Raw genomic sequence first — 17,330 nt, forward strand, 5'->3', positions numbered from 1 at the left:
CCGATGATCGGCATCATGATACCATTATAACAACTTAAAGTCTCGATAACCTGCGGCACGCCACCGCTGATATCTCACGAGACGCGCCACGACACCACAGAACGGCATCCGACGCACCCTCCATTTTAGGGTATGACTGGCGCGAGAGGCAGGCTTCGACAGTAACGTGTGCGTAAGCGCAGGGCCGTCACGCGTCCGGCGCAGCCCCGTCGAGGGGCGCGATCGGCTCGTCCTTGATCTGGTCGAGGGCAAGGGCGGTGCGCACCGTGCGCACGTTGGGCAGGCCGGTGAGGTGGCCGACCAGCTGCTGGAAGGCGCCGAGGTTCGGCGCGACGCATTTGAGCAGGAAGTCGGTCTCGCCCGAGAGGGTCCAGCATTCCCGGACCATCGGCCAGTCGCGCATCCGGGCCGCGAAGGCGGCCAGCTCCGCCTGCCCCTGGGCCGCGAGCTGCACCATGGCGAAGCAGGTCACCTCGTAGCCGAGCGCCTTCGGCTCCAGCAGGGCGCGGTAGCCGCGGATGATGCCGGCTTCCTCCAGCGCGCGGACCCGGCGCAGGCAGGGCGGCGCCGACAGGCCGACGCGCCGCGCCAGCTCCACGTTGGTGATGGAGCCGTCGGCCTGCAGCTCACGGAGGATCGCCCAGTCGATGGCGTCGAGACGGGCGGGCAAGGCGGCGGGCAATCCTGGCGGCGAGGGCTGAAAGCCCCCGGTGAGTAGCCGCCCGCCGGGGCCGGCACAAGGTGAGGCATGCAATGAACCGGCCGGAGCGCCGGTGTTGCCCGCTCCCGGCTCCTCTCTTATGGGGGGCTGTCCGCGTGACTGGCGAGGTTCAAGGTGGTCCAACCACCGGGGAGCGCGGACATCCCGCCGCCGCTCGCCTGGGCACCCTCCCCGAACCGACCGACGGGTGACCCATGAGTCCTGCACACGCCCTGTCCTTGCCCGCCGTCCTGGACCGCCTCGACCGTCTGACCGACTGGGAGAAGCGGCCGCGGGGCGGGATGCGCGTCGGGCTCGACCCGATGCGCGACCTGCTGGCCCGGCTCGGCGAGCCGCAGGCCCCCTTGCGGGTGATCCATGTCGGCGGCACCAAGGGCAAGGGCTCGGTCTGCGCGCTGCTCGAGGCCGGGCTGATCCGGGCGGGCTTGCGGGTCGGGCGCTACGCCTCGCCCCATGTCGAATCCGTCACCGAGCGGGTCTGCCTCCAGGGCCGCCCGGTCGAGGGGTCGGTGCTCGCCTCGGCCCTGGCCCGCGCGCTCGACGCCCACGAGGCGGCCCGGCGCGACGCCACAGCGGGCCGCGACGCGACCTGGTTCGACGTGCTGACCGCCGCCGCCCTGACGATCTTCGGCGAGGCGGGGCTCGACTGGGCGGTGATCGAGGTCGGGCTCGGCGGGCGCCTCGACTCGACCAATGCGGTGGACGGCGAGGTCGCGGTCGTCACCAACGTCGCGCTCGAGCATACAGAGATCCTGGGCGCCACCCGCGCGGCCATTGCTGCCGAGAAGGTCGGCATCCTCAAGCCCGGGGCGGCCCTCGTCACCACCCTCGCGCCGGAGGACGAGGCCGGGGCCGTCGCGGCCGCCCGTGCCGCGGCCCTCGGCTGCCCGACCTTGCGGCCCGCGACGCCGCCGGGCGCCTCGATCGCCGAGGAGAATGCAGGCCTGGCCGGCCTTGTCCTCGACCATCTCGGCCGGCGGGGCGCGCTCGGGCGCGACGGTGCGCCGTTGCGGGCCGGCCTCCTCGACGGGGCGGCCCGCGCTGACGCCCGCCTGCCGGGGCGGCTCGAGCGCCGGCGGATCCGGCACGCGGCCGGCCCGGTGGCTTTGGTGCTCGACGGCGCCCACGTGCCGTTCAACCTCGCGGCGGTCCTGCGCGACCTCGCCCGCGAGCCCGGCCTCCCGGGTCCCTGCATCGCCCTCGTGGCGCTCGCCGGCGACAAGGATGCGGCGGGGTTCCTGGCCGTGCTGGCCCGGCACGGGGCGAGCGTGATCGCGACCGAGATGCCGGAGCGGCGCGGGCACGCCGCGGCCGCGCTCCGGGCGCTCGCCGCCGCCGAAGGGATGGAGGCCGAGGCGGTGGCGGCGCCGGACGCGGCGCTGACCCGCGCCGCAGGCCTCGCCGCGCAGCGGGGCGGCTGGGTGCTGGTGACCGGCTCGCTCCACCTGGTCGGGGCGCTGCGCGCCGCGACGGAGGTGCCGGGGACACAGGGCGTCGTCTGACGACGCGAAGACCGGCGCGATCGGCCGGCGAGAGACGGTCCGTTCCTGATTGCGGACGGCGCTTCTCTGGACGATCTTCATGCCATGACCGACGACAACCTGAGCTGGTTGAGCCGATGGTATCTTGCCCAATGCGACGGCGATTGGGAGCACTCCCATGGCGTGACGATCGGCACGCTCGACAATCCGGGCTGGTGGCTCAGGATCGATCTGAGCGGCACCCCGATGGAAGGTCGCGCTTTCGCGCGCGTGGAGCACGGTGAACCCAGCAGCGACTTGGACGAATGGCAGCTGACTGGAAGCTGGTGGGTGGCTCAGGTGAAGGGCGGCACCTTCGAGGTTGCCTGCGGACCGCTCGACCTCGTGGCCGCTGTGGGCGTGTTTCGCCGATGGGTTGCGACCTTGGCTTAGAGCATTGTCCGACGAAGCGGATCCCAGCTTTTTCCGCAGAAAACGCGGCAAAATCAAAGATCAGGAGCGATATCCGGCCGCAACCCGACCGTCCGTGTCCTTGCGTCGTTCCAATCCTCGCTCGCCCGCCTCTTGACAGCGGACGGGCCGCTTTTCATCCGCATCGATCCTTCATCTGATCAAGCAGCCAGAATTTTGACGTTGAGCAGGCTTGCGCCGGTGCGCCGACGCTTCGTCAGCTCGGATTCTTTTTCGGCGCGGATGTTTGCCACGAAACCGTGGCCACTCTTGCGACATCCGCTTAGCGCAGGAAGGCCAGCGCCAGCGGCACCAGCGCCGCGGTGAGGAAGGCGTTGAGCCCCATCGCGATGCCCGCGAAGGTGCCGGCGACCTCGCTGACCTGGAAGGCCCGGGCCGTGCCGATGCCGTGGGCGGCGAGCCCCGCGGCGAAGCCGCGGGCGCGGTAATCCTTGATGCCGAGGCGGTCGAGGAGCGGCGTCACCATGATGGCGCCGAGGATGCCGGTGAGGATCACCAGGACGGCGGTCAGCGTCGGGTCGCCGCCCAGCGCCGAGGTGATGCCCATGGCGACGCTGGCGGTGACGGATTTCGGCGCGAGCGCGATCAGGATCGGGTCCGGCACGCCGAGGAGCCTCGCCGTGCCGATGCCGGTGACGAGGGCGACCGTGGAGCCGACCGCGAGGGCCGCCAGCATCGGCACCAGCACCCGGATCACCGTCTTGCGGTGCTCGTAGAGCGGGATCGCCAGCGCCACCGTGGCAGGCCCGAGCAGGAAGTGCACGAACTGCGCGCCCTCGAAATAGACCGCGTAGGGCGTGCGGGTGACCACCAGCACCAGGCCGACCATCCAGATCGCGTGCAGCACCGGGTTCGCCAGCGGGTGGCGGCCGGTGGCGGCGGAGACCCGGTCGGCGATGACGTAGGCGGTGAGCGTCACGGTGAGCCACAGGAGCGGCGTGCGCGACAGGAACACCCAGAGGGCGAAATCCCCGGTCATCGGCCGGTCCGTTTCGCGACATAGGCGAAGGTGTAGACGGTGGCGACGAGAGCCAAGCCCGTCGAGACCACGAGCGCGACGGCGAGAGCGATGCCGTGGGCGGCCAGCACGTCGAGCCGGCCGATCACCCCGACGCCCGCCGGCACGAACAGCAGCGACAGGTGGGCGAGCAGCCCCTTGCCGGTGCGCTCCAACGTGCCGTCGGTCAGCGGCGCCGGCAGCCCGCCGGGCCGCCGGTCGCGCAGGACGAGGACCGCGAGGAGCAGGGCCATGCCGATCACCGGCCCCGGCACGGGCAGCGCGAAGGCACGGGCAAGGATCTCGCCGGCAAGCTGGCAGAGCAGCAGCAGGGTCAGGCTGAGGATCATGAGGCGGCGGTGGTCACAGGGAGACTTGGACGATCACGGGAAGACTTGGACGATCACGAGGAGACTTGGACGATCACGAAGAGACTTGCGGGCTCCCCGCCCCGGCGAGCCAGTGGTCGAGGAAGGCGTCGAGCCAGCGCACCACGTGGCCGTCATGCATCAGCCGGCCCTCGATCTGCCGCGCCCGATCCTGGGCACCCGGCAAGCCCAAGCGCTCGGCAGCCTTCACGGTCCAGCGGCAGATCATGGCGTGGGTGACCTCGGGGTGGAACTGGAGGCCGAAGGCCGTCGGTCCCACCCGGATCGCCTGCGTCGGGAAATCGTCGCCGGTGGCCAGCGTGTCGGCTCCGACCGGGCAGGTGAAGCCTTCGCGGTGCCAGTGATAGACGTGGGACGGCCAGGGCTGGCCGATCTCGCCCGCGAAGTCGCGCCCCGCCGCGGTCGGCAGCAGGGGATAGTAGCCGATCTCGGCCCGCCCCTCCGGATGGGCGCAGACCGTGGCGCCGAGGCACTTCGCCAGCATCTGCGCGCCGAGGCACAGGCCGAGGAACGGCCGCCCCTCGCGCAGGGGGACCTGGATCCAGTCGATCTCCTGGCGCACGAAGGCATCGCCGTCATTGGCGCTCATCGGGCCGCCGAAGATGACTGCGCCGGCGTGGTCCCGCATCGTCTCGGGCAGCGGATCGCCGAAGCGGGGGCGGCGGATGTCGAGGGGATGGCCCCGTTCCTGGAAGAGCCGGCCGAGGCGCCCAGGGGTGGATTGCTCCTGGTGCAGGATCAGCAGCACGGGCTTGCGCCCGGGCTCCGGCATCACGAACGGGCTCACCATGGACGCCTCACCGGGTCGGCACGTGCTGCGCCGGCAGCCCCGCCAGGGCCACCGCCCGGGTGGCGGTGATCGCCGCATCGTCGAAGCCGAGGAGTTGGCCGACCCGCCAGACGAGGTCGTCCTCGAATTCGTGCACCTGCCCGTCCGCCGCGGCGACCGCCCAGGCGAGGCCGAGGAGCCCGCGCCGCTCCTCCTCCGACAGGTCGCGGCCGATCATTTCGACGAGCTCGGCCACGTCGCGGGTCTCGTCGTCGAAGCTGATGGCGCGCTCGATCAGCGCCCTCGCCCCCGCCTCGGTCGGGACGAAGCGGTGGGTCAGGAGCCGCGCGAGGCGATCACGCTCCACCGCCGCGAGCGTGCCGTCGACCCGCGCCACGTGCACGAGCAGGGCCGCGGCAGCGAGGTGCCGCTCCCTCTCGGGATCGGGCGGCGAGGCGGGCGCGCCGAACATCTCGGCGGCATAGGCGCGAAGGCGGGCGATCAGGGGCATCGGGGAGATTTTTCGGGGGAATTTTCGATTGTGCGGCAGCCCTATGGTCAGAAATCGACGGCCCAGCGTCAAGCGGCGCAGGCGCCGGACCTCCGCGCCGAGCCCTGCATCCTTGTCCTGCGTTCCCCTCCGCGCACCGCGCCACGCCTGGAGCCTTCCGACGCCTTCGGATTCCCGCGCGGAGTGCCGCGGCATCCCGGACGTCCGAGAGAGCCTTGCCAAGCCGAAGCACCCCGGGTATGACGACGCCCATCGGTCGCCGCCCAGCCGGCCCGATCGGCGCCGCAATAGCTCAGCTGGTAGAGCACCTCATTCGTAATGAGGGGGTCGGGGGTTCGAATCCCTCTTGCGGCACCACTTTTCTTATTAATCAACAACTCAGGCTCCAGAGAACTAGCTGTGTGCTTATCAGCGGTTTGATCTGGTAGAGATCTGGTAAGCAGCCACGATCAGAGCTGTTCGTCGGCCGGGGAACTCGGCATTCCAGCGCGGCAGCGAACCACCTCTTCAGCTAAGCCAGTCTGCCGCAACAACCACGCCACTGTCAGCAGAAATAGCAGCCCAACAGGGCTATATCCCTTCTTCGGCCATAGGTCCTCGGCGGACTCTACGGCTGCAAGGGCTTCCTTGATCGTTCGATCGGGCGTAGCAACATTCAGACAGATCATCTCCAGTCATTCCTTCAGATTCTTGTCCTGGACCTTCCGTCCGTCCTGCGGTTCGTCGAGGGCGTACGCCTCTGCCCGCAAGATTGTTGCGTTGAGAATCGTGACGCGATCCCTCTTCCGCTTGGACCCGGTAGCACCCGGCTTTACGACGACCTGCGTCAGGCGGAACCTGCGAAACAGCACACCTTGCCCCTGCCTGGCCTGCCGCCCGCTTTGGAGCGGCAAGGTATCCCGCCTTCGCTGCCCTGGCTGTGACTCGAGGTAGCTATCCGCTCGGGCGGGCGGCATCGTCGCGACCGACGCGTGACTCCAGGACCTGAGCCGACGACCATGAACCCGCTCCGACGCATGCTCCCGTCCAACCACGCGCTGTTCGTGTTCGAGGCGGTGGCGCGCAACATGAGCTTCACCCGGGCGGCGGCCGAGCTGAACGTGACCCAGCCGGCGGTCAGCAAGGCGATGGCGCAGCTCGAGCGCCATATCGGCGTGCGCCTCATCGACCGCTCAGGCGACGGCATCGCGCTCACCGAGGACGGCACCATCCTCTACCGCCGGGTGGCGGACGGCTTCCGGGGCATCGAGGCGGCGCTCCGCGAGATCGACATCCGCCGCACCGGCATCGACACGGTCACGCTCTCCCTGTCCTCGGCCTTCACCACCCACTGGCTGATGCCGCGCATCAACACCCTGCAGGAAGCGTTCCCGTCGGTCGATTTCCGCTTCCAGCTCATCCCCGGCGCGCTCGCCGGCCCGGTCGACGCCGTCGATCTCGGCATGCGCTTCGTCGAGGGGCCCGACCTCGACCACGAGGCCCTGTTCCTGATGAACGAGGTGATGCTGCCGGTCTGCAGCCCGGCCTACCTGGCGGAGCGGGATGCGGAAGGCAGCCGCACCACCTTCGTGAACCTCACCGCCAGTTCGCCGATGTGGATCGGCGGGGTCGATCCGGGGCCGGACTGGAACGGCTCGCGCGCCTCGCTCAACTTCTCCGACTATGCGGTGGTGCTGCAGGCCGCCCTCCTCGGCCAGGGCGTGGCGCTCGGCTGGGTCAGCGTCGTGTCGCACTGGCTTTCGACCGGCGACCTCGTGCCGGCCGCCGGCCGCGTCACCCGCACGGCGCGGATGTGCCAGCTCATCCACCTGCGCTCGCGCCCCTTGCGCCGCTCCGTCGCCGCCGTGCGCGACTGGATCGTCGCCGAGATGCGGGCCGACGTCGCCAAGGTCGACCGGCTCTATCCGGAGCTCGGCCTGGGCCGGGCATGCTTCGATACCTTATAACCTGGGGTTATGAGCGCGCGAATTTTTTCGACATTGAACCGAAGCGCCGCTTTTGTGAGCTTTCCGTCCGTCGGCAGCACCGGACGCGAAGGCGGCACCTCACGATGGCGGCAGCGGGATCGATTTCGGGCGTGAGCGGCGGAGCGCTCGCCGGCGGCAGCGTCGGGGTGTCGATCCGCAACGCGACCCGTCGCTACGGCGCCTTCACGGCCCTCGACGACGTCTCGCTGGACGTCGCGCCCGGCGAGTTCCTGTCCCTCCTCGGGCCGTCGGGCTCGGGCAAGACCACGCTGCTCGGCATCCTCGGCGGCTTCACCGTGCCGTCCTCCGGCAGCGTGCATTTCGGCGCGACCGACGTGACGTTCCTGCCGCCGCACAAGCGCGACATCGGCGTGGTGTTCCAGAACTACGCCCTGTTCCCGCACCTGAGCGTCGCCGAGAACGTCGCCTTCCCGCTGCGGGCCCGGCGCGAGCCCAAGGCGTCCTGGGGCCCGCGAGTGGCGGAGGCGCTCGCGATGGTCGAGCTGTCCGGCTACGAGGACCGGGCGATCTCGCAGCTCTCCGGCGGCCAGCGCCAGCGCGTGGCGCTCGCCCGCGCCATCGTCTTCCGGCCGCGGCTGATCCTGATGGACGAGCCGCTCTCCGCCCTCGACAAGCACCTGCGCGAGACGATGCAGATCGAGCTGCGGCGCCTGCACCGGCAGCTCGAAGCCACCATCATCTACGTCACCCACGACCAGCGCGAGGCGCTGACGATGAGCGACCGCATCGCCATCCTGCGCGGCGGGCGCCTTGCCCAGGTCGATACGCCCGAGCGCCTGCACGACCGGCCGATGAGCGCCTTCGTGGCGAGCTTCATCGGCGAATCGACCCTGGTGCCGGTGACCCGCGCCGGCGCGGACGCCGTCGCGCTCGGGTCCACCACCCTGCGCAGCGCCCGCCCCCTGCCGGCGGGCGAGGCCCTGCTGCTGGCGATCCAGACCGAGAAGCTGGTCGTCGCCGGCGACGCGAGCCCGGACGGCTACAACCGCCTGACCGGAAGGGTGACCGACGTCGTCTACCAGGGCGAGAGCCTGCGGGTGTTCGTCGCCCTCGATGGCGGGCCGGAGATCTCCCTGCGCCAGCCGGCCCACCATGCCGGGCGCCTCGCCATCCCGGCTCCCGGCGGCGCCCTCACCGCTCTCCTCCACCCGCAGGACACGATCGTCGTCCCGGCGGAGCCCGCCTGACCTCTCCCACTTCGACTACGGAAGGACAACCCATGCCCGTCCCCTCCCTCGATACCTTCAAGGTCCTCACCTTCGACGTCGTCGGCACCCTGATCGACTTCGAGAAGGGCATCCTCGACCAGATGCGCGCCGTGTCGGGCCGCAGCGAGGAGGAGCTGAGCGACGCCACGATCTTCGCCTCCTACCTCAAGGGCCGCGAGCTGTATCACGAGCGCTCGAGCGAGGTCTTCGCCGACGTCTACCGTCACGTCGCCAAGGAGTTCGGCTTCCCGAACTCGGACGCCGATGCCGACGCGTTCCAGCTCTCGGTCCTGCGCTGGCCGGCCTTCTCGGATTCGGTGGCGGCGCTGAAGCGCCTGCGCAAGCATTACCGCCTCGTCGCGATGACCAATGCCGACCGCTCGGCCTTCTCGTTCTACTCCCAGACCCTCGGCGTGCCGTTCCACGACAGCGTGACCTACGACGATACCGGCGTCGCCAAGCCCAACCCGCAATTCTTCGCCTTCAACCGCGGCCGGCAATCGGCCCACGGCTACAAGCAGAGCGACATACTCCACGTCGCCCAGAGCCAGTACCACGACATCGGCATCGCCCGGGACCTCGGCTACACCGTCTGCTGGATCGAGCGCCGGCAGGGCCTCGAGGGTTTCGGCGGCACGCCCGAGCCCGAGCGGCTGACGAAGCCCGACTACCACTTCCCGACGCTGGAGAAGCTCGCCGACGCCGCCGACGCGGCCTTCGCCTCCGCCCGGCAGGCGGCCTGACCATGGACGCCTTCCCGAAGCCTCCGGCCGCCTCGCTCTGGGCCGCCGGCGCCGTGCCGGCCGGGCGCTTCGGGCCGCTCGACCGCGACGTCCAGGCCGACGTCGCGATCGTCGGCGGCGGCTATACCGGCCTCTCGGCAGCCCTGACCCTCGCGGAGCGCGGCGAGCGGGCCGTGGTGCTGGAGGCCAACGCGATCGGCTGGGGCGCCAGCGGGCGCAACGGCGGGGTCGTCTCGGCGAAGTACCGCCCCTCGTTCCAGGCGATCGCGAGCCGGCACGGGATCGCGGTCGCCAAGCGCATGCACGCCATCGCGTACGATTCGGTCGAGACCCTGGAGCGGCTGATCGCCGAGCACGGCATCGCGCAGGCCAACTACGCCCGGGTCGGCCAGCTCAAATGCGCCCACACACCCGCCACCCTGGCGGCGGCGGCGGCCGACATGGAATGGATGCGCCGCGAGATGGGCGATGCGTCGGTCTCGGTCCTGTCCCGCGAGGCGGTGGCGGCGGAGACCGGCTCGCAGGATTTCGTCGGCGGCGTGCTGTCGGCCAAGGCCGGCGGGCTGCACCCCCTCAACTACGCGCGCGGCCTCGCCCAGGCGGTGTCGGCCAAGGGCATCGCGATCCACGAGGCGAGCCCGGCGCTGCGCTTCCACCGCGAGGCGGGGGGCATCCGGGTCGAGACGCCGGGCGGCTCGGTGCGGGCGCGCCAGGTGATCGTGGCGACGAACGGCTACACCGACCTGACCGGGGCGGGCGCTGCCTTGCGTACCCGCCTGATCCCGTTCCGCAGCGCGATCCTCGCCACCGAGCCGTTGTCCGACAACCTGCGCGCCGCGATCCTGCCGAGCCGGCGGATCTACGTCGAGACCCGGCGGATGATGCGCTGGTTCCGCATGGTCGACGGCCGGATGGTGTTCGGAGGCCGCGGCGCCTTCGGGCGCGACGATTCCGAGGCGGCGTTTGCCACCTTGCGCCGGGCGATGGTGCGCACCTTCCCGGCGCTCGCCGATACACCGGTGGCCTATCGCTGGTCGGGCCTCGTCGGGATGACGCTCGACGCGCTGCCGCATGTCGGCCGGCTCGACGATCGGGTCAGCTTCGCCATGGGCTACAACGGCGCCGGCGTCGCGATGTCGAGCCACCTCGGCGGCCTCGCCGCCGCGTTCGCCCTCGGCGAGACCCCGGACGTGGCCTTGCTCGGCGCCGGGGGCTTCCAGCCGGTGCCGTTCTACGGCTTGCGCGAGCCGGTGATCCGGCTCGTCGCCGGCTGGTACCAGTTCCTGGACGCGATCGGCCGCTAGAGCACCGCCCGATCACGCTGCAATCGGGCAGTGCTCTAGATATTTGATTTTGCTGCATTTTCTGAGACGAACCGGTCTCCGCTTCGTCGGAAAACGCTCTAGGACACGGCTTTCACACACAGAGGAGGAGTCGAGATGGCGTCGCTCATCAGAACCACCGTCCTACGAAGCACCGTCTTGGCCTGCCTCCTCGGCACGGCCACCCCGGCCTTCGCCGCCGAGCGGATCACCTTCGTGTCGCAGGGCGGCGCCTACCAGCAGGCGCAGACCAAGGCGATCCTCGACCCGGCCGCCAAGTCGCTCGGCATCACCATCAACCAGGACAGCGCCCCCGATGCCTGGCCGGTGATCCGCACCCAAGGCGCGACCGGCAAGCCGACCTGGGACGTGGTCGACACCCCGACCCAGGATTGCGTGCGCGGCGGCAAGGCCGGGCTGATCGAGAAGCTCGATTTTTCGAAGATCCCGAATGCCGCCGCGATCCCGGCGGCCTACAAGACCGACTATTCGGTGCCCTACGAGTTCTATTCGAGCGTCCTGGCTTACAATAAAAGCAAGTACGGCAAGAACCCGCCGCAGAGCTGGGCCGATTTCTGGGACGTGAAGAAGTTCCCGGGCGCCCGGGCGCTGCGCAACCACCCCTTCGCGACCCTCGAGGCCGCGCTGATGGCCGACGGCGTGGCGCCCGACAAGCTTTACCCGCTCGACGTCGACCGCGCCTTCCGCAAGCTCGAGGAGATCAAGCCGCATATCTCGGTCTGGTGGACCTCCGGCGGCCAGTCGGCCCTGCTGATCCAGGGCGGCGAGGTCGACATGGAGATGATCTGGAACGGCCGCGTCTCGGCGGTGATGGAGGCCGGCGCGGATGCCGACTACACCTACAACCAGGGCGTCCTGCAGAACACCTCGCTCTGCATCCTCAAGAATGCCCCGAACCTCGCCACTGCCGTGAAGTTCGTCAACGAGGCGATCGACCCGAAGCTCCAGGCCAACCTGCCGCTCAACATCCCGTACGGCCCCGGCAACCCGGCCGCCTTCGATACCGGCATCATCCCGGCATCCCTCGCCGCCAAGCTGCCGAGCGCGCCCGACAACGCCAAGAAGCAGGCGGTGCTCTCGGCCGAGTGGTGGACCTCGGAGGCGGGTGATGCGGCGCTGAAGCGCTGGGCGGATTTCGTGCAGAAGAAGTGAGAGCGCGACGCCGCCGTGAACCCTCCCCCCTCTGCGGGGGAGGGCTCAAGGCGGCACCCGCTCGCCGCTCTCATTACCGCCCCGCCGATCCGTCCCGGACCACCCGCCATGACCCATCCCAGCCTCGCCCTGCGGCGGCACGAGCGGCGCGAGCAACTCCTCGTCCTCGCGCTGCTGAGCCCCGCTCTCGCGGTCGTCGCGGCCCTCCTCGTGGTGCCGCTCGCCTGGCTCGCCGTGCAGTCGGTCACCGCCGACGGGGCGTTCACCCTGGAGCATTATCGGCGCTTCCTCACCGAGGACATCTACTGGCGCAGCTTCCTGCTCACCTTCCGGATCGCGCTCACCGTCACGGTGCTGGCCGTGCTCCTCGGCTATCCGGTCGCCTATGCGGCCGCGACGCTGCCGCGGCGCTGGAGCGTCGTGGTGCTCGGCCTGGTGATCCTGCCGTTCTGGACCAGCGTGCTGGTCCGCGCCTATGCCTGGATGGTGCTGCTGCAGCGCCGCGGCCTGGTGAACGGGATGCTCCAGGGACTGGGCCTCACCGACCAGCCGATCGCGCTGATCAACAACGAGTTCGGCACGGTGCTGGCCACCCTGCACATCCTCCTGCCCTTCATGGTGCTGCCGCTCTACGCCACGATGCAGCGCATCCCCCGCGACCTGATGCTGGCCGGCGCCAGCCTCGGCGGCAATCCGCTCCACGTCTTCCTGCGGGTGTTCCTGCCGCTGTCGATGCCCGGCGTCGTCGCCGGCACGGTGCTGGTCTTCGTGCTGGCGCTCGGCTTCTACATCACGCCGGAGCTGCTCGGCGGCGGGCGCACCTTCATGGTGTCGATGCTGGTGAGCCGCAACGTCGAGATCTACAACCAATGGGGCGCGGCGAGCGCCATCGGGGTCGTGCTGCTCGCCTGCGTGGCCGCCCTGTTCTGGCTCGCCTCCCGGGTGGTTCCCCTCGAGCGCATCATGGGAGCGCGCTGATGCCGGCCTCGCTTGCCCCCCGCCTCGCCCTCGGCACCCTCGTCGCCCTGGTGCTGCTGTTCCTGGTGCTGCCGATCCTGATCGTGGTGCCGATGTCGTTCTCGAACGCCCGGTTCCTCACCTTCCCGCCGCCGGGCTATTCCTTGCGCTGGTACGAGGCCTTCTTCGGCAACCCGGCCTGGATGCAGGCGGCACGGGTCAGCCTCGGAGTCGCGATGGCGACCGCGCTCGGCGCGACCCTGATCGGGACCGCGGCGGCCTACGCGCTCAGCATGAGCGGGTCGCGCCTCGCCCGCAGCCTGACCGTGATCCTGCTCCTGCCGCTGGTGGTGCCGATCGTCATCACGGCGATCGGGGTGTTCTTCGTCTTCGCGAAGACCGGGCTGCTGGCCACGCTGCCGGGGCTGGTGCTCGCCAACGTGATGCTGGCGACGCCCTACGTCGTCACCTCGGTGCTGGCGGGCCTGCGCGGCTTCGACCCGGCGCAGGAGATGGTGGCGCGCAGCCTCGGCATGAACCGCCTGCGCGCCTTCCTCTCCGTGACCCTGCCGCAGATCCGCCCGAGCGTGGTCTCGGGCGCCCTGTTCGCCTTCATCTCGGCCCTCGACGAGACCGTGGTGGCGATCTTCATCGCCGGCGGCGAGAACCAGACCCTGACGAAACGGATGTTCACGGCGCTCCGCGACGAGATCGATCCGACCATCGCGGCGATCTCCTCGCTCCTCACCGCCGCCTCGCTGATGGTGGTGGTGCTGGCGAGCCTGAGCGCCCGCAAGTCCGGCGCCAACCCATGATCGCCGCGTGACCGCGATCCTGATCCTCGGCGGCGGCTCGGCCGGCTGCGTGCTGGCCGCACGGCTCTCCGAAGAGCCGTCCTTCCGCGTCACCCTGGTGGAGGCGGGCGACGACCTGACCGCGGCGGCGATGCCGCCGGAGATCCGCAGCCGCTACCCGGGCCGGGCCTATCTCGACCCGCGCAACATCTGGCCGGCGCTGACCGCCCGGATGGGCGCACCCGCCGGCAACCGCCCGGAGGCACCGGCGCCGCGGGCTTACGAGCAGGCGCGCCGCCTCGGCGGCGGCTCGGCGATCAACGCCATGATGGCCAATCGCGGCGCGCCCGGCGATTACGACGAGTGGGGCGCGCTCGGCGCCGAGGGCTGGTCGTGGAAATCCTGCCTGCCCTACTTCCGCAAGCTCGAATCCGACCGCGATTGCGAGGGGCCGCTCCACGGCCGTGACGGACCCCTGCCGATCCGCCGCGCCACGCCCGGACAGCTCTCCCCCTTCGTCGTCGCCACGATGCGGGCGCTCCAGGCCCAGGGCCACCCGGCCGGGGCCGACCAGAACGGGCCCTGGCGCGATGGGGTCTATGTCGGCACGACCGCGATCTCGGATGACGGCGAGCGGGTGCCGGTCTCGGTCGCCTATCTCACCCCGGCGGTGCGGGCGCGAGAGAACTTGATCCTGCGCACCGGCCTCCTCGCCGAGCGCGTCCTGTTCGACGGGAGGCGGGCGGTCGGCGCGACGGTGGCGCCCCTGGCCGGCGGCCCGTCCGAGACGATTCCAGCCGACCTCGTCGTTGTGGCGGCGGGCGCGATCCACAGCCCGGCCCTTCTCATGCGTAGCGGCGTCGGACCCGGGGCGATGCTCCGCCGGCACGGGCTGCCGGTCGTCGCCGACCGGCCGGGCATCGGCCGCAACCTGATGGAGCATCCCTCGATCGCCGTCTCAGCCTACCTGACCCCTGCCGGCCGGGTCCGCGACCCGCACGAGCACCATGAGCAGGCGATCCTGCGCTACTCATCTGGCCTGCCCGGCACGCCGGAGGGCGACATGCACGGTGCGATCCTGTCGCGGACAGGCTGGCACAGCCTCGGCAGGCGGATCGGCGGGATCTTCTTCTGGGTCAACAAGTCGTATTCGCGCGGCGAGGTCGCCCTCGCCTCGCCCGATCCGCGCGCCGAGCCGCTGGTCGATTTCCGCATGCTGTCCGACCCCCGCGACCTCGCCCGACTGACGGATGCGGTCCTCCGCGGCGCCCGGGTCCTGCGCGATCCGGCCTTGGCGACGGTTCGCGGCCCGGTCTTCCCGGCGAGCTACTCGCCCCGGGTTGCCCGGGCGGCGGCGCGAAAACCCTGGCCGGCCGTGCAGCGCGGGATTCTGTCGGCGCTCCTCGACGCCGTCGGCCCGGCCCGAGAGGCGCTGATCCACGGCCTCGTGACCCAGGGCATCACCCTCGACCGCCTGCTCTGCGACGAGCGGGCGCTCGACGCCTTCGTGGCTGCCGAGGTCGGCGGAACCTGGCACCCGTCCGGCACCTGCCGCATGGGATCCGCCGCCGACCCGATGAGCGTCTGCGACGGGTTCGCCCGCCTGCGCGGCGTCGAGGCTCTCCGCGTCTGCGATGCCTCCCTGATGCCCACGATTCCCCGGGCCAACACCAACGTGCCGACCGTGATGATGGCCGAGCGTGTCGCCGACCTGATCCGCCGGGACGGTGCGGCGACGCTCCACTGACGATCGGCGGACCGGCCCGAATCTCCCCGCCGGCCCACGCATGCACCCTCCGAAGGTCTCACGCGTTGGCCAACGGAGTGGGCCGGGGAATTCGCGCATGGGCAATCGTGACATCGTGGTCATCGGCGGCTCTTCCGGGGCGACCGCGCCCTTGAGGACGATCCTCGGGGCCCTGTCACCCGAGCTGCCGGCGGCCCTGTTCATCGTGCTCCACATCCCCGCGCGCAGCCTCGGCCTGCTCGCGACCGTGACCGCCGCCGCGGCCCGCCTGCCGGTCCACGCCGCGGAAGACGGCATGGCGATCCGGCCCGGCCACATCTATCTCGGCGTGCCGGACCACCACCTCATCCTGGCGGAGGGGCGGATCCGGCTCGGGCGCGGCCCGCGCGAGAACATGGCGCGGCCCTCCATCGATCCGCTGTTCCGCTCGGCCGCCGCTTGCTACGGGCCCCGGGTGATCGGCGTGCTCCTGAGCGGCCTCCTGAATGACGGCGCGTCCGGCCTCGCGGCGATCAAGAGCTGCGGCGGGGTCGCGCTGGTGCAGGATCCGGCCGAGGCGCTGGCCGACGAGATGCCCCTCAGCGCCCTCGCGGCCCTCGCGGGCGCGGCCCTGGAGGTCGACCTCACCCTGCCGGCCGCGCGGATCGGCGACGTCCTGTCGGACCTGGTGCGCGATCCCGCCGGACCGTCCCTGCCGGTCTCCCCCGAGTTGCGCCTCGAAGTCGACATCGCGGCGGGCGAGCGGATCGACAGCGACGTGCTGCGCCGCATCGCCGATCCCGCCGCCCTCTCCTGCCCGCAATGCGGCGGCGTCCTCTCGCAGATCCGGGACGTCAAGCCCCTGCGGTTCCGATGCCAGGTCGGCCACGCCTATTCCGCCGAGGTCCTGGCCAAGGAGCAGGAGAGCGCCGTCGACGAGGCCATGCGGGTGGCCCTGCGCATCATCGAGGAGCGCGCGGAACTCGTCGGGCGCATGGCGCGGGACGGGCGCGAGGCCGGACGGTCGGCGGTCGGCGCGCTGTACGAGGAGCGCGCGGCCGAGTATCGCCGCTATGCCGACACGATCCGCAGGGCCGTCCTCCTGAAGGTGCCCGTCCCCGAGCCGTCCGGCCATGAGGGCGGACAGGGCGGGGGCCCGCAAGAGGAGTGAGGCCGGGTCGCCGCGGGAGCCCGGCACCGGTTCCCCGCGGCACCGAGACTTCCCTCCCGGAGAATTCCTCTTGCGGCATCGCCGCCCTCCCCGGACAAGCGGGCGGATGAGCCGCCCTCCCTTCGGCGGCAGGGAAGAAGAGACCGATGAGGCGTTCCCTCGCGCCCGGCGCGGCACTGGCGTCCTGGACCGAGCTTGAGACCGGCCCGATTCCCGGCGGGGGCGGCGAGCTGCGCCTGGTGCGGCGCGACGACGAGTTCCTGATCGTGGTCGGCGGCATGGAGCTGATGGGCAGCCACCGCAGCGGCTCGGAGCGGGAACTCGCGGCCCTCGCCTGCGCGGCCTTGCGCGACCGTCCGGCGCCGCGCGTGCTGATCGGCGGGCTCGGCATGGGCTTCACCCTGCGGGCGGCCCTCGCCGAACTCGGGCCCGACGCGACGGTGGTCGTCGCCGAGCTGGTGCCGGCGGTCGTGGCCTGGGCCCGAGGCCCCCTCGCCCACGTGTTCGACGGCTGCCTCGACGATCCGCGGGTCGAGATCCGCGAGACCGACGTCAACCGGGTGATCCAGTCGGGGCCGGAACGCTGGGACGCCATCCTGCTCGACGTCGATAACGGCCCGCGCGGCCTGGTCAGCCGGGCGAACAACCGGCTCTACGATTCCTGGGGCCTGAAGCGGGCGCGCTGGGCCCTGCGGCCGGGAGGCCTGCTCGGGGTCTGGTCCGGCTGCCCGGACCGGAAATTCAAGGCCCGCCTGCAGCGCACCGGATTGTCCGTCGCGGAGCACCGTATCCGCTCCGAGCGCCCCGGGCGGACCCCGCACGTGGTCTGGCTCGCGACGCGCCCATCCAGCGGGGGGTGACGGGGCGGCCGTCACGCGCGGAGCACTCGCCCGAAACGCTTGCCCGAAA

17 protein-coding genes, 1 tRNA gene and 1 riboswitch are annotated in these 17,330 nt (G+C 71.0%); of the genes, 13 read left to right on the plus strand and 5 right to left on the minus strand.

Going from position 1 to position 17,330, the window contains the following annotated elements:
- Window positions 1-187: 187 nt before the first annotated feature.
- Window positions 188-670: an Lrp/AsnC family transcriptional regulator gene (locus VQ03_RS13640; protein WP_048451429.1), complete on the minus strand. Its 483-nt coding sequence runs from the start codon at window positions 668-670 to the stop codon at window positions 188-190.
- Between the two features lie 136 nt (window positions 671-806).
- Window positions 807-892: riboswitch (ZMP/ZTP riboswitch) on the plus strand.
- Window positions 893-915: 23 nt separating this feature from the next.
- Here VQ03_RS13640 and VQ03_RS13645 point away from each other — a divergent pair.
- Entirely contained in the window at window positions 916-2,223 is a 1,308-nt protein-coding gene (locus VQ03_RS13645) for a bifunctional folylpolyglutamate synthase/dihydrofolate synthase (RefSeq protein ID WP_048451430.1), read from the plus strand.
- A gap of 84 nt (window positions 2,224-2,307) precedes the next feature.
- Window positions 2,308-2,634 carry an immunity 53 family protein gene (locus tag VQ03_RS13650; protein WP_048451431.1) on the plus strand — a complete coding sequence of 109 codons (327 nt, stop codon included), beginning with the start codon at window positions 2,308-2,310 and terminating at the stop codon, window positions 2,632-2,634.
- Window positions 2,635-2,935: 301 nt separating this feature from the next.
- On the opposite strand, the gene VQ03_RS13655 is transcribed toward VQ03_RS13650, so the two are convergent.
- From VQ03_RS13655 to VQ03_RS13670, 4 genes are all read right to left on the minus strand, one after another.
- Window positions 2,936-3,652: an LrgB family protein gene (locus VQ03_RS13655; RefSeq protein ID WP_048451432.1), complete on the minus strand. Its 717-nt coding sequence runs from the start codon at window positions 3,650-3,652 to the stop codon at window positions 2,936-2,938.
- Complete coding sequence (locus VQ03_RS13660; RefSeq protein WP_048451433.1) at window positions 3,649-4,020, minus strand: CidA/LrgA family protein; 372 nt, start codon at window positions 4,018-4,020, stop codon at window positions 3,649-3,651. Before VQ03_RS13660 ends, VQ03_RS13655 begins: the two co-directional genes overlap by 4 nt.
- Window positions 4,021-4,093: 73 nt before the next feature.
- Entirely contained in the window at window positions 4,094-4,849 is a 756-nt protein-coding gene (locus tag VQ03_RS13665; RefSeq protein ID WP_048451434.1) for a glutamine amidotransferase, read from the minus strand.
- A gap of 7 nt (window positions 4,850-4,856) precedes the next feature.
- Window positions 4,857-5,339, minus strand: coding sequence for a tellurite resistance TerB family protein (locus VQ03_RS13670; RefSeq protein ID WP_048451435.1), 483 nt, complete (start codon window positions 5,337-5,339; stop codon window positions 4,857-4,859).
- Window positions 5,340-5,620: 281 nt separating this feature from the next.
- Between VQ03_RS13670 and VQ03_RS13675 the strand changes: the two genes are divergently transcribed.
- The 11 genes from VQ03_RS13675 (at window position 5,621) to VQ03_RS13730 (ending at window position 17,281) form a co-directional block, all read left to right on the plus strand.
- Window positions 5,621-5,696: transfer RNA gene (locus VQ03_RS13675), tRNA-Thr, on the plus strand.
- A 641-nt stretch (window positions 5,697-6,337) separates the two neighbouring features.
- Entirely contained in the window at window positions 6,338-7,285 is a 948-nt protein-coding gene (locus tag VQ03_RS13685) for a LysR family transcriptional regulator (protein ID WP_048451437.1), read from the plus strand.
- 104 nt (window positions 7,286-7,389) lie between these two features.
- Window positions 7,390-8,514, plus strand: coding sequence for an ABC transporter ATP-binding protein (locus VQ03_RS13690; protein WP_048451438.1), 1,125 nt, complete (start codon window positions 7,390-7,392; stop codon window positions 8,512-8,514).
- Between the two features lie 32 nt (window positions 8,515-8,546).
- Entirely contained in the window at window positions 8,547-9,278 is a 732-nt protein-coding gene (locus VQ03_RS13695; protein ID WP_048451439.1) for an HAD-IA family hydrolase, read from the plus strand.
- Window positions 9,279-9,280: 2 nt separating this feature from the next.
- Window positions 9,281-10,582 carry an NAD(P)/FAD-dependent oxidoreductase gene (locus tag VQ03_RS13700; protein ID WP_048451440.1) on the plus strand — a complete coding sequence of 434 codons (1,302 nt, stop codon included), beginning with the start codon at window positions 9,281-9,283 and terminating at the stop codon, window positions 10,580-10,582.
- A 135-nt stretch (window positions 10,583-10,717) separates the two neighbouring features.
- On the plus strand, window positions 10,718-11,773 hold the full coding sequence (locus VQ03_RS13705) for an ABC transporter substrate-binding protein (protein WP_048451441.1): 1,056 nt from the start codon (window positions 10,718-10,720) through the stop codon (window positions 11,771-11,773).
- A gap of 108 nt (window positions 11,774-11,881) precedes the next feature.
- On the plus strand, window positions 11,882-12,751 hold the full coding sequence (locus VQ03_RS13710; protein WP_048451442.1) for an ABC transporter permease: 870 nt from the start codon (window positions 11,882-11,884) through the stop codon (window positions 12,749-12,751).
- Window positions 12,751-13,545: an ABC transporter permease gene (locus tag VQ03_RS13715; protein ID WP_048451443.1), complete on the plus strand. Its 795-nt coding sequence runs from the start codon at window positions 12,751-12,753 to the stop codon at window positions 13,543-13,545. Before VQ03_RS13710 ends, VQ03_RS13715 begins: the two co-directional genes overlap by 1 nt.
- Before the next feature lie 7 nt (window positions 13,546-13,552).
- Window positions 13,553-15,271 (plus strand): GMC family oxidoreductase, encoded by a 1,719-nt coding sequence (locus VQ03_RS13720; protein WP_048451444.1) that lies wholly within the window; start codon window positions 13,553-13,555, stop codon window positions 15,269-15,271.
- A 97-nt stretch (window positions 15,272-15,368) separates the two neighbouring features.
- The gene (locus VQ03_RS13725) at window positions 15,369-16,421 is read left to right on the plus strand and encodes a chemotaxis protein CheB (RefSeq protein ID WP_048451445.1); all 1,053 of its coding nucleotides are present in this window, start codon (window positions 15,369-15,371) and stop codon (window positions 16,419-16,421) included.
- A gap of 176 nt (window positions 16,422-16,597) precedes the next feature.
- Window positions 16,598-17,281, plus strand: coding sequence for a spermidine synthase (locus VQ03_RS13730; protein WP_425350069.1), 684 nt, complete (start codon window positions 16,598-16,600; stop codon window positions 17,279-17,281).
- The last annotated feature ends 49 nt before the right edge of the window (window positions 17,282-17,330 follow it).

It is taken from the genome of Methylobacterium tarhaniae (assembly GCF_001043955.1).
GTDB classification, from domain to species: domain Bacteria; phylum Pseudomonadota; class Alphaproteobacteria; order Rhizobiales; family Beijerinckiaceae; genus Methylobacterium; species Methylobacterium tarhaniae.

Excerpts from the sequence above, each read along its gene's own strand:
- VQ03_RS13690 (WP_048451438.1), top strand. The coding sequence starts at position 7,390 with ATGGCGGCAGCGGGATCGATTTCGGGCGTGAGCGGCGGAGCGCTCGCC.
- VQ03_RS13700 (WP_048451440.1), top strand. The coding sequence starts at position 9,281 with ATGGACGCCTTCCCGAAGCCTCCGGCCGCCTCGCTCTGGGCCGCCGGC.
- VQ03_RS13655 (WP_048451432.1), bottom strand. The coding sequence starts at position 3,652 with ATGACCGGGGATTTCGCCCTCTGGGTGTTCCTGTCGCGCACGCCGCTC.
- VQ03_RS13665 (WP_048451434.1), bottom strand. The coding sequence starts at position 4,849 with ATGGTGAGCCCGTTCGTGATGCCGGAGCCCGGGCGCAAGCCCGTGCTG.
- VQ03_RS13710 (WP_048451442.1), top strand. The coding sequence starts at position 11,882 with ATGACCCATCCCAGCCTCGCCCTGCGGCGGCACGAGCGGCGCGAGCAA.
- VQ03_RS13705 (WP_048451441.1), top strand. The coding sequence starts at position 10,718 with ATGGCGTCGCTCATCAGAACCACCGTCCTACGAAGCACCGTCTTGGCC.
- VQ03_RS13695 (WP_048451439.1), top strand. The coding sequence starts at position 8,547 with ATGCCCGTCCCCTCCCTCGATACCTTCAAGGTCCTCACCTTCGACGTC.
- VQ03_RS13670 (WP_048451435.1), bottom strand. The coding sequence starts at position 5,339 with ATGCCCCTGATCGCCCGCCTTCGCGCCTATGCCGCCGAGATGTTCGGC.
- VQ03_RS13645 (WP_048451430.1), top strand. The coding sequence starts at position 916 with ATGAGTCCTGCACACGCCCTGTCCTTGCCCGCCGTCCTGGACCGCCTC.
- VQ03_RS13650 (WP_048451431.1), top strand. The coding sequence starts at position 2,308 with ATGACCGACGACAACCTGAGCTGGTTGAGCCGATGGTATCTTGCCCAA.
- VQ03_RS13715 (WP_048451443.1), top strand. The coding sequence starts at position 12,751 with ATGCCGGCCTCGCTTGCCCCCCGCCTCGCCCTCGGCACCCTCGTCGCC.
- VQ03_RS13685 (WP_048451437.1), top strand. The coding sequence starts at position 6,338 with ATGAACCCGCTCCGACGCATGCTCCCGTCCAACCACGCGCTGTTCGTG.
- VQ03_RS13725 (WP_048451445.1), top strand. The coding sequence starts at position 15,369 with ATGGGCAATCGTGACATCGTGGTCATCGGCGGCTCTTCCGGGGCGACC.
- VQ03_RS13660 (WP_048451433.1), bottom strand. The coding sequence starts at position 4,020 with ATGATCCTCAGCCTGACCCTGCTGCTGCTCTGCCAGCTTGCCGGCGAG.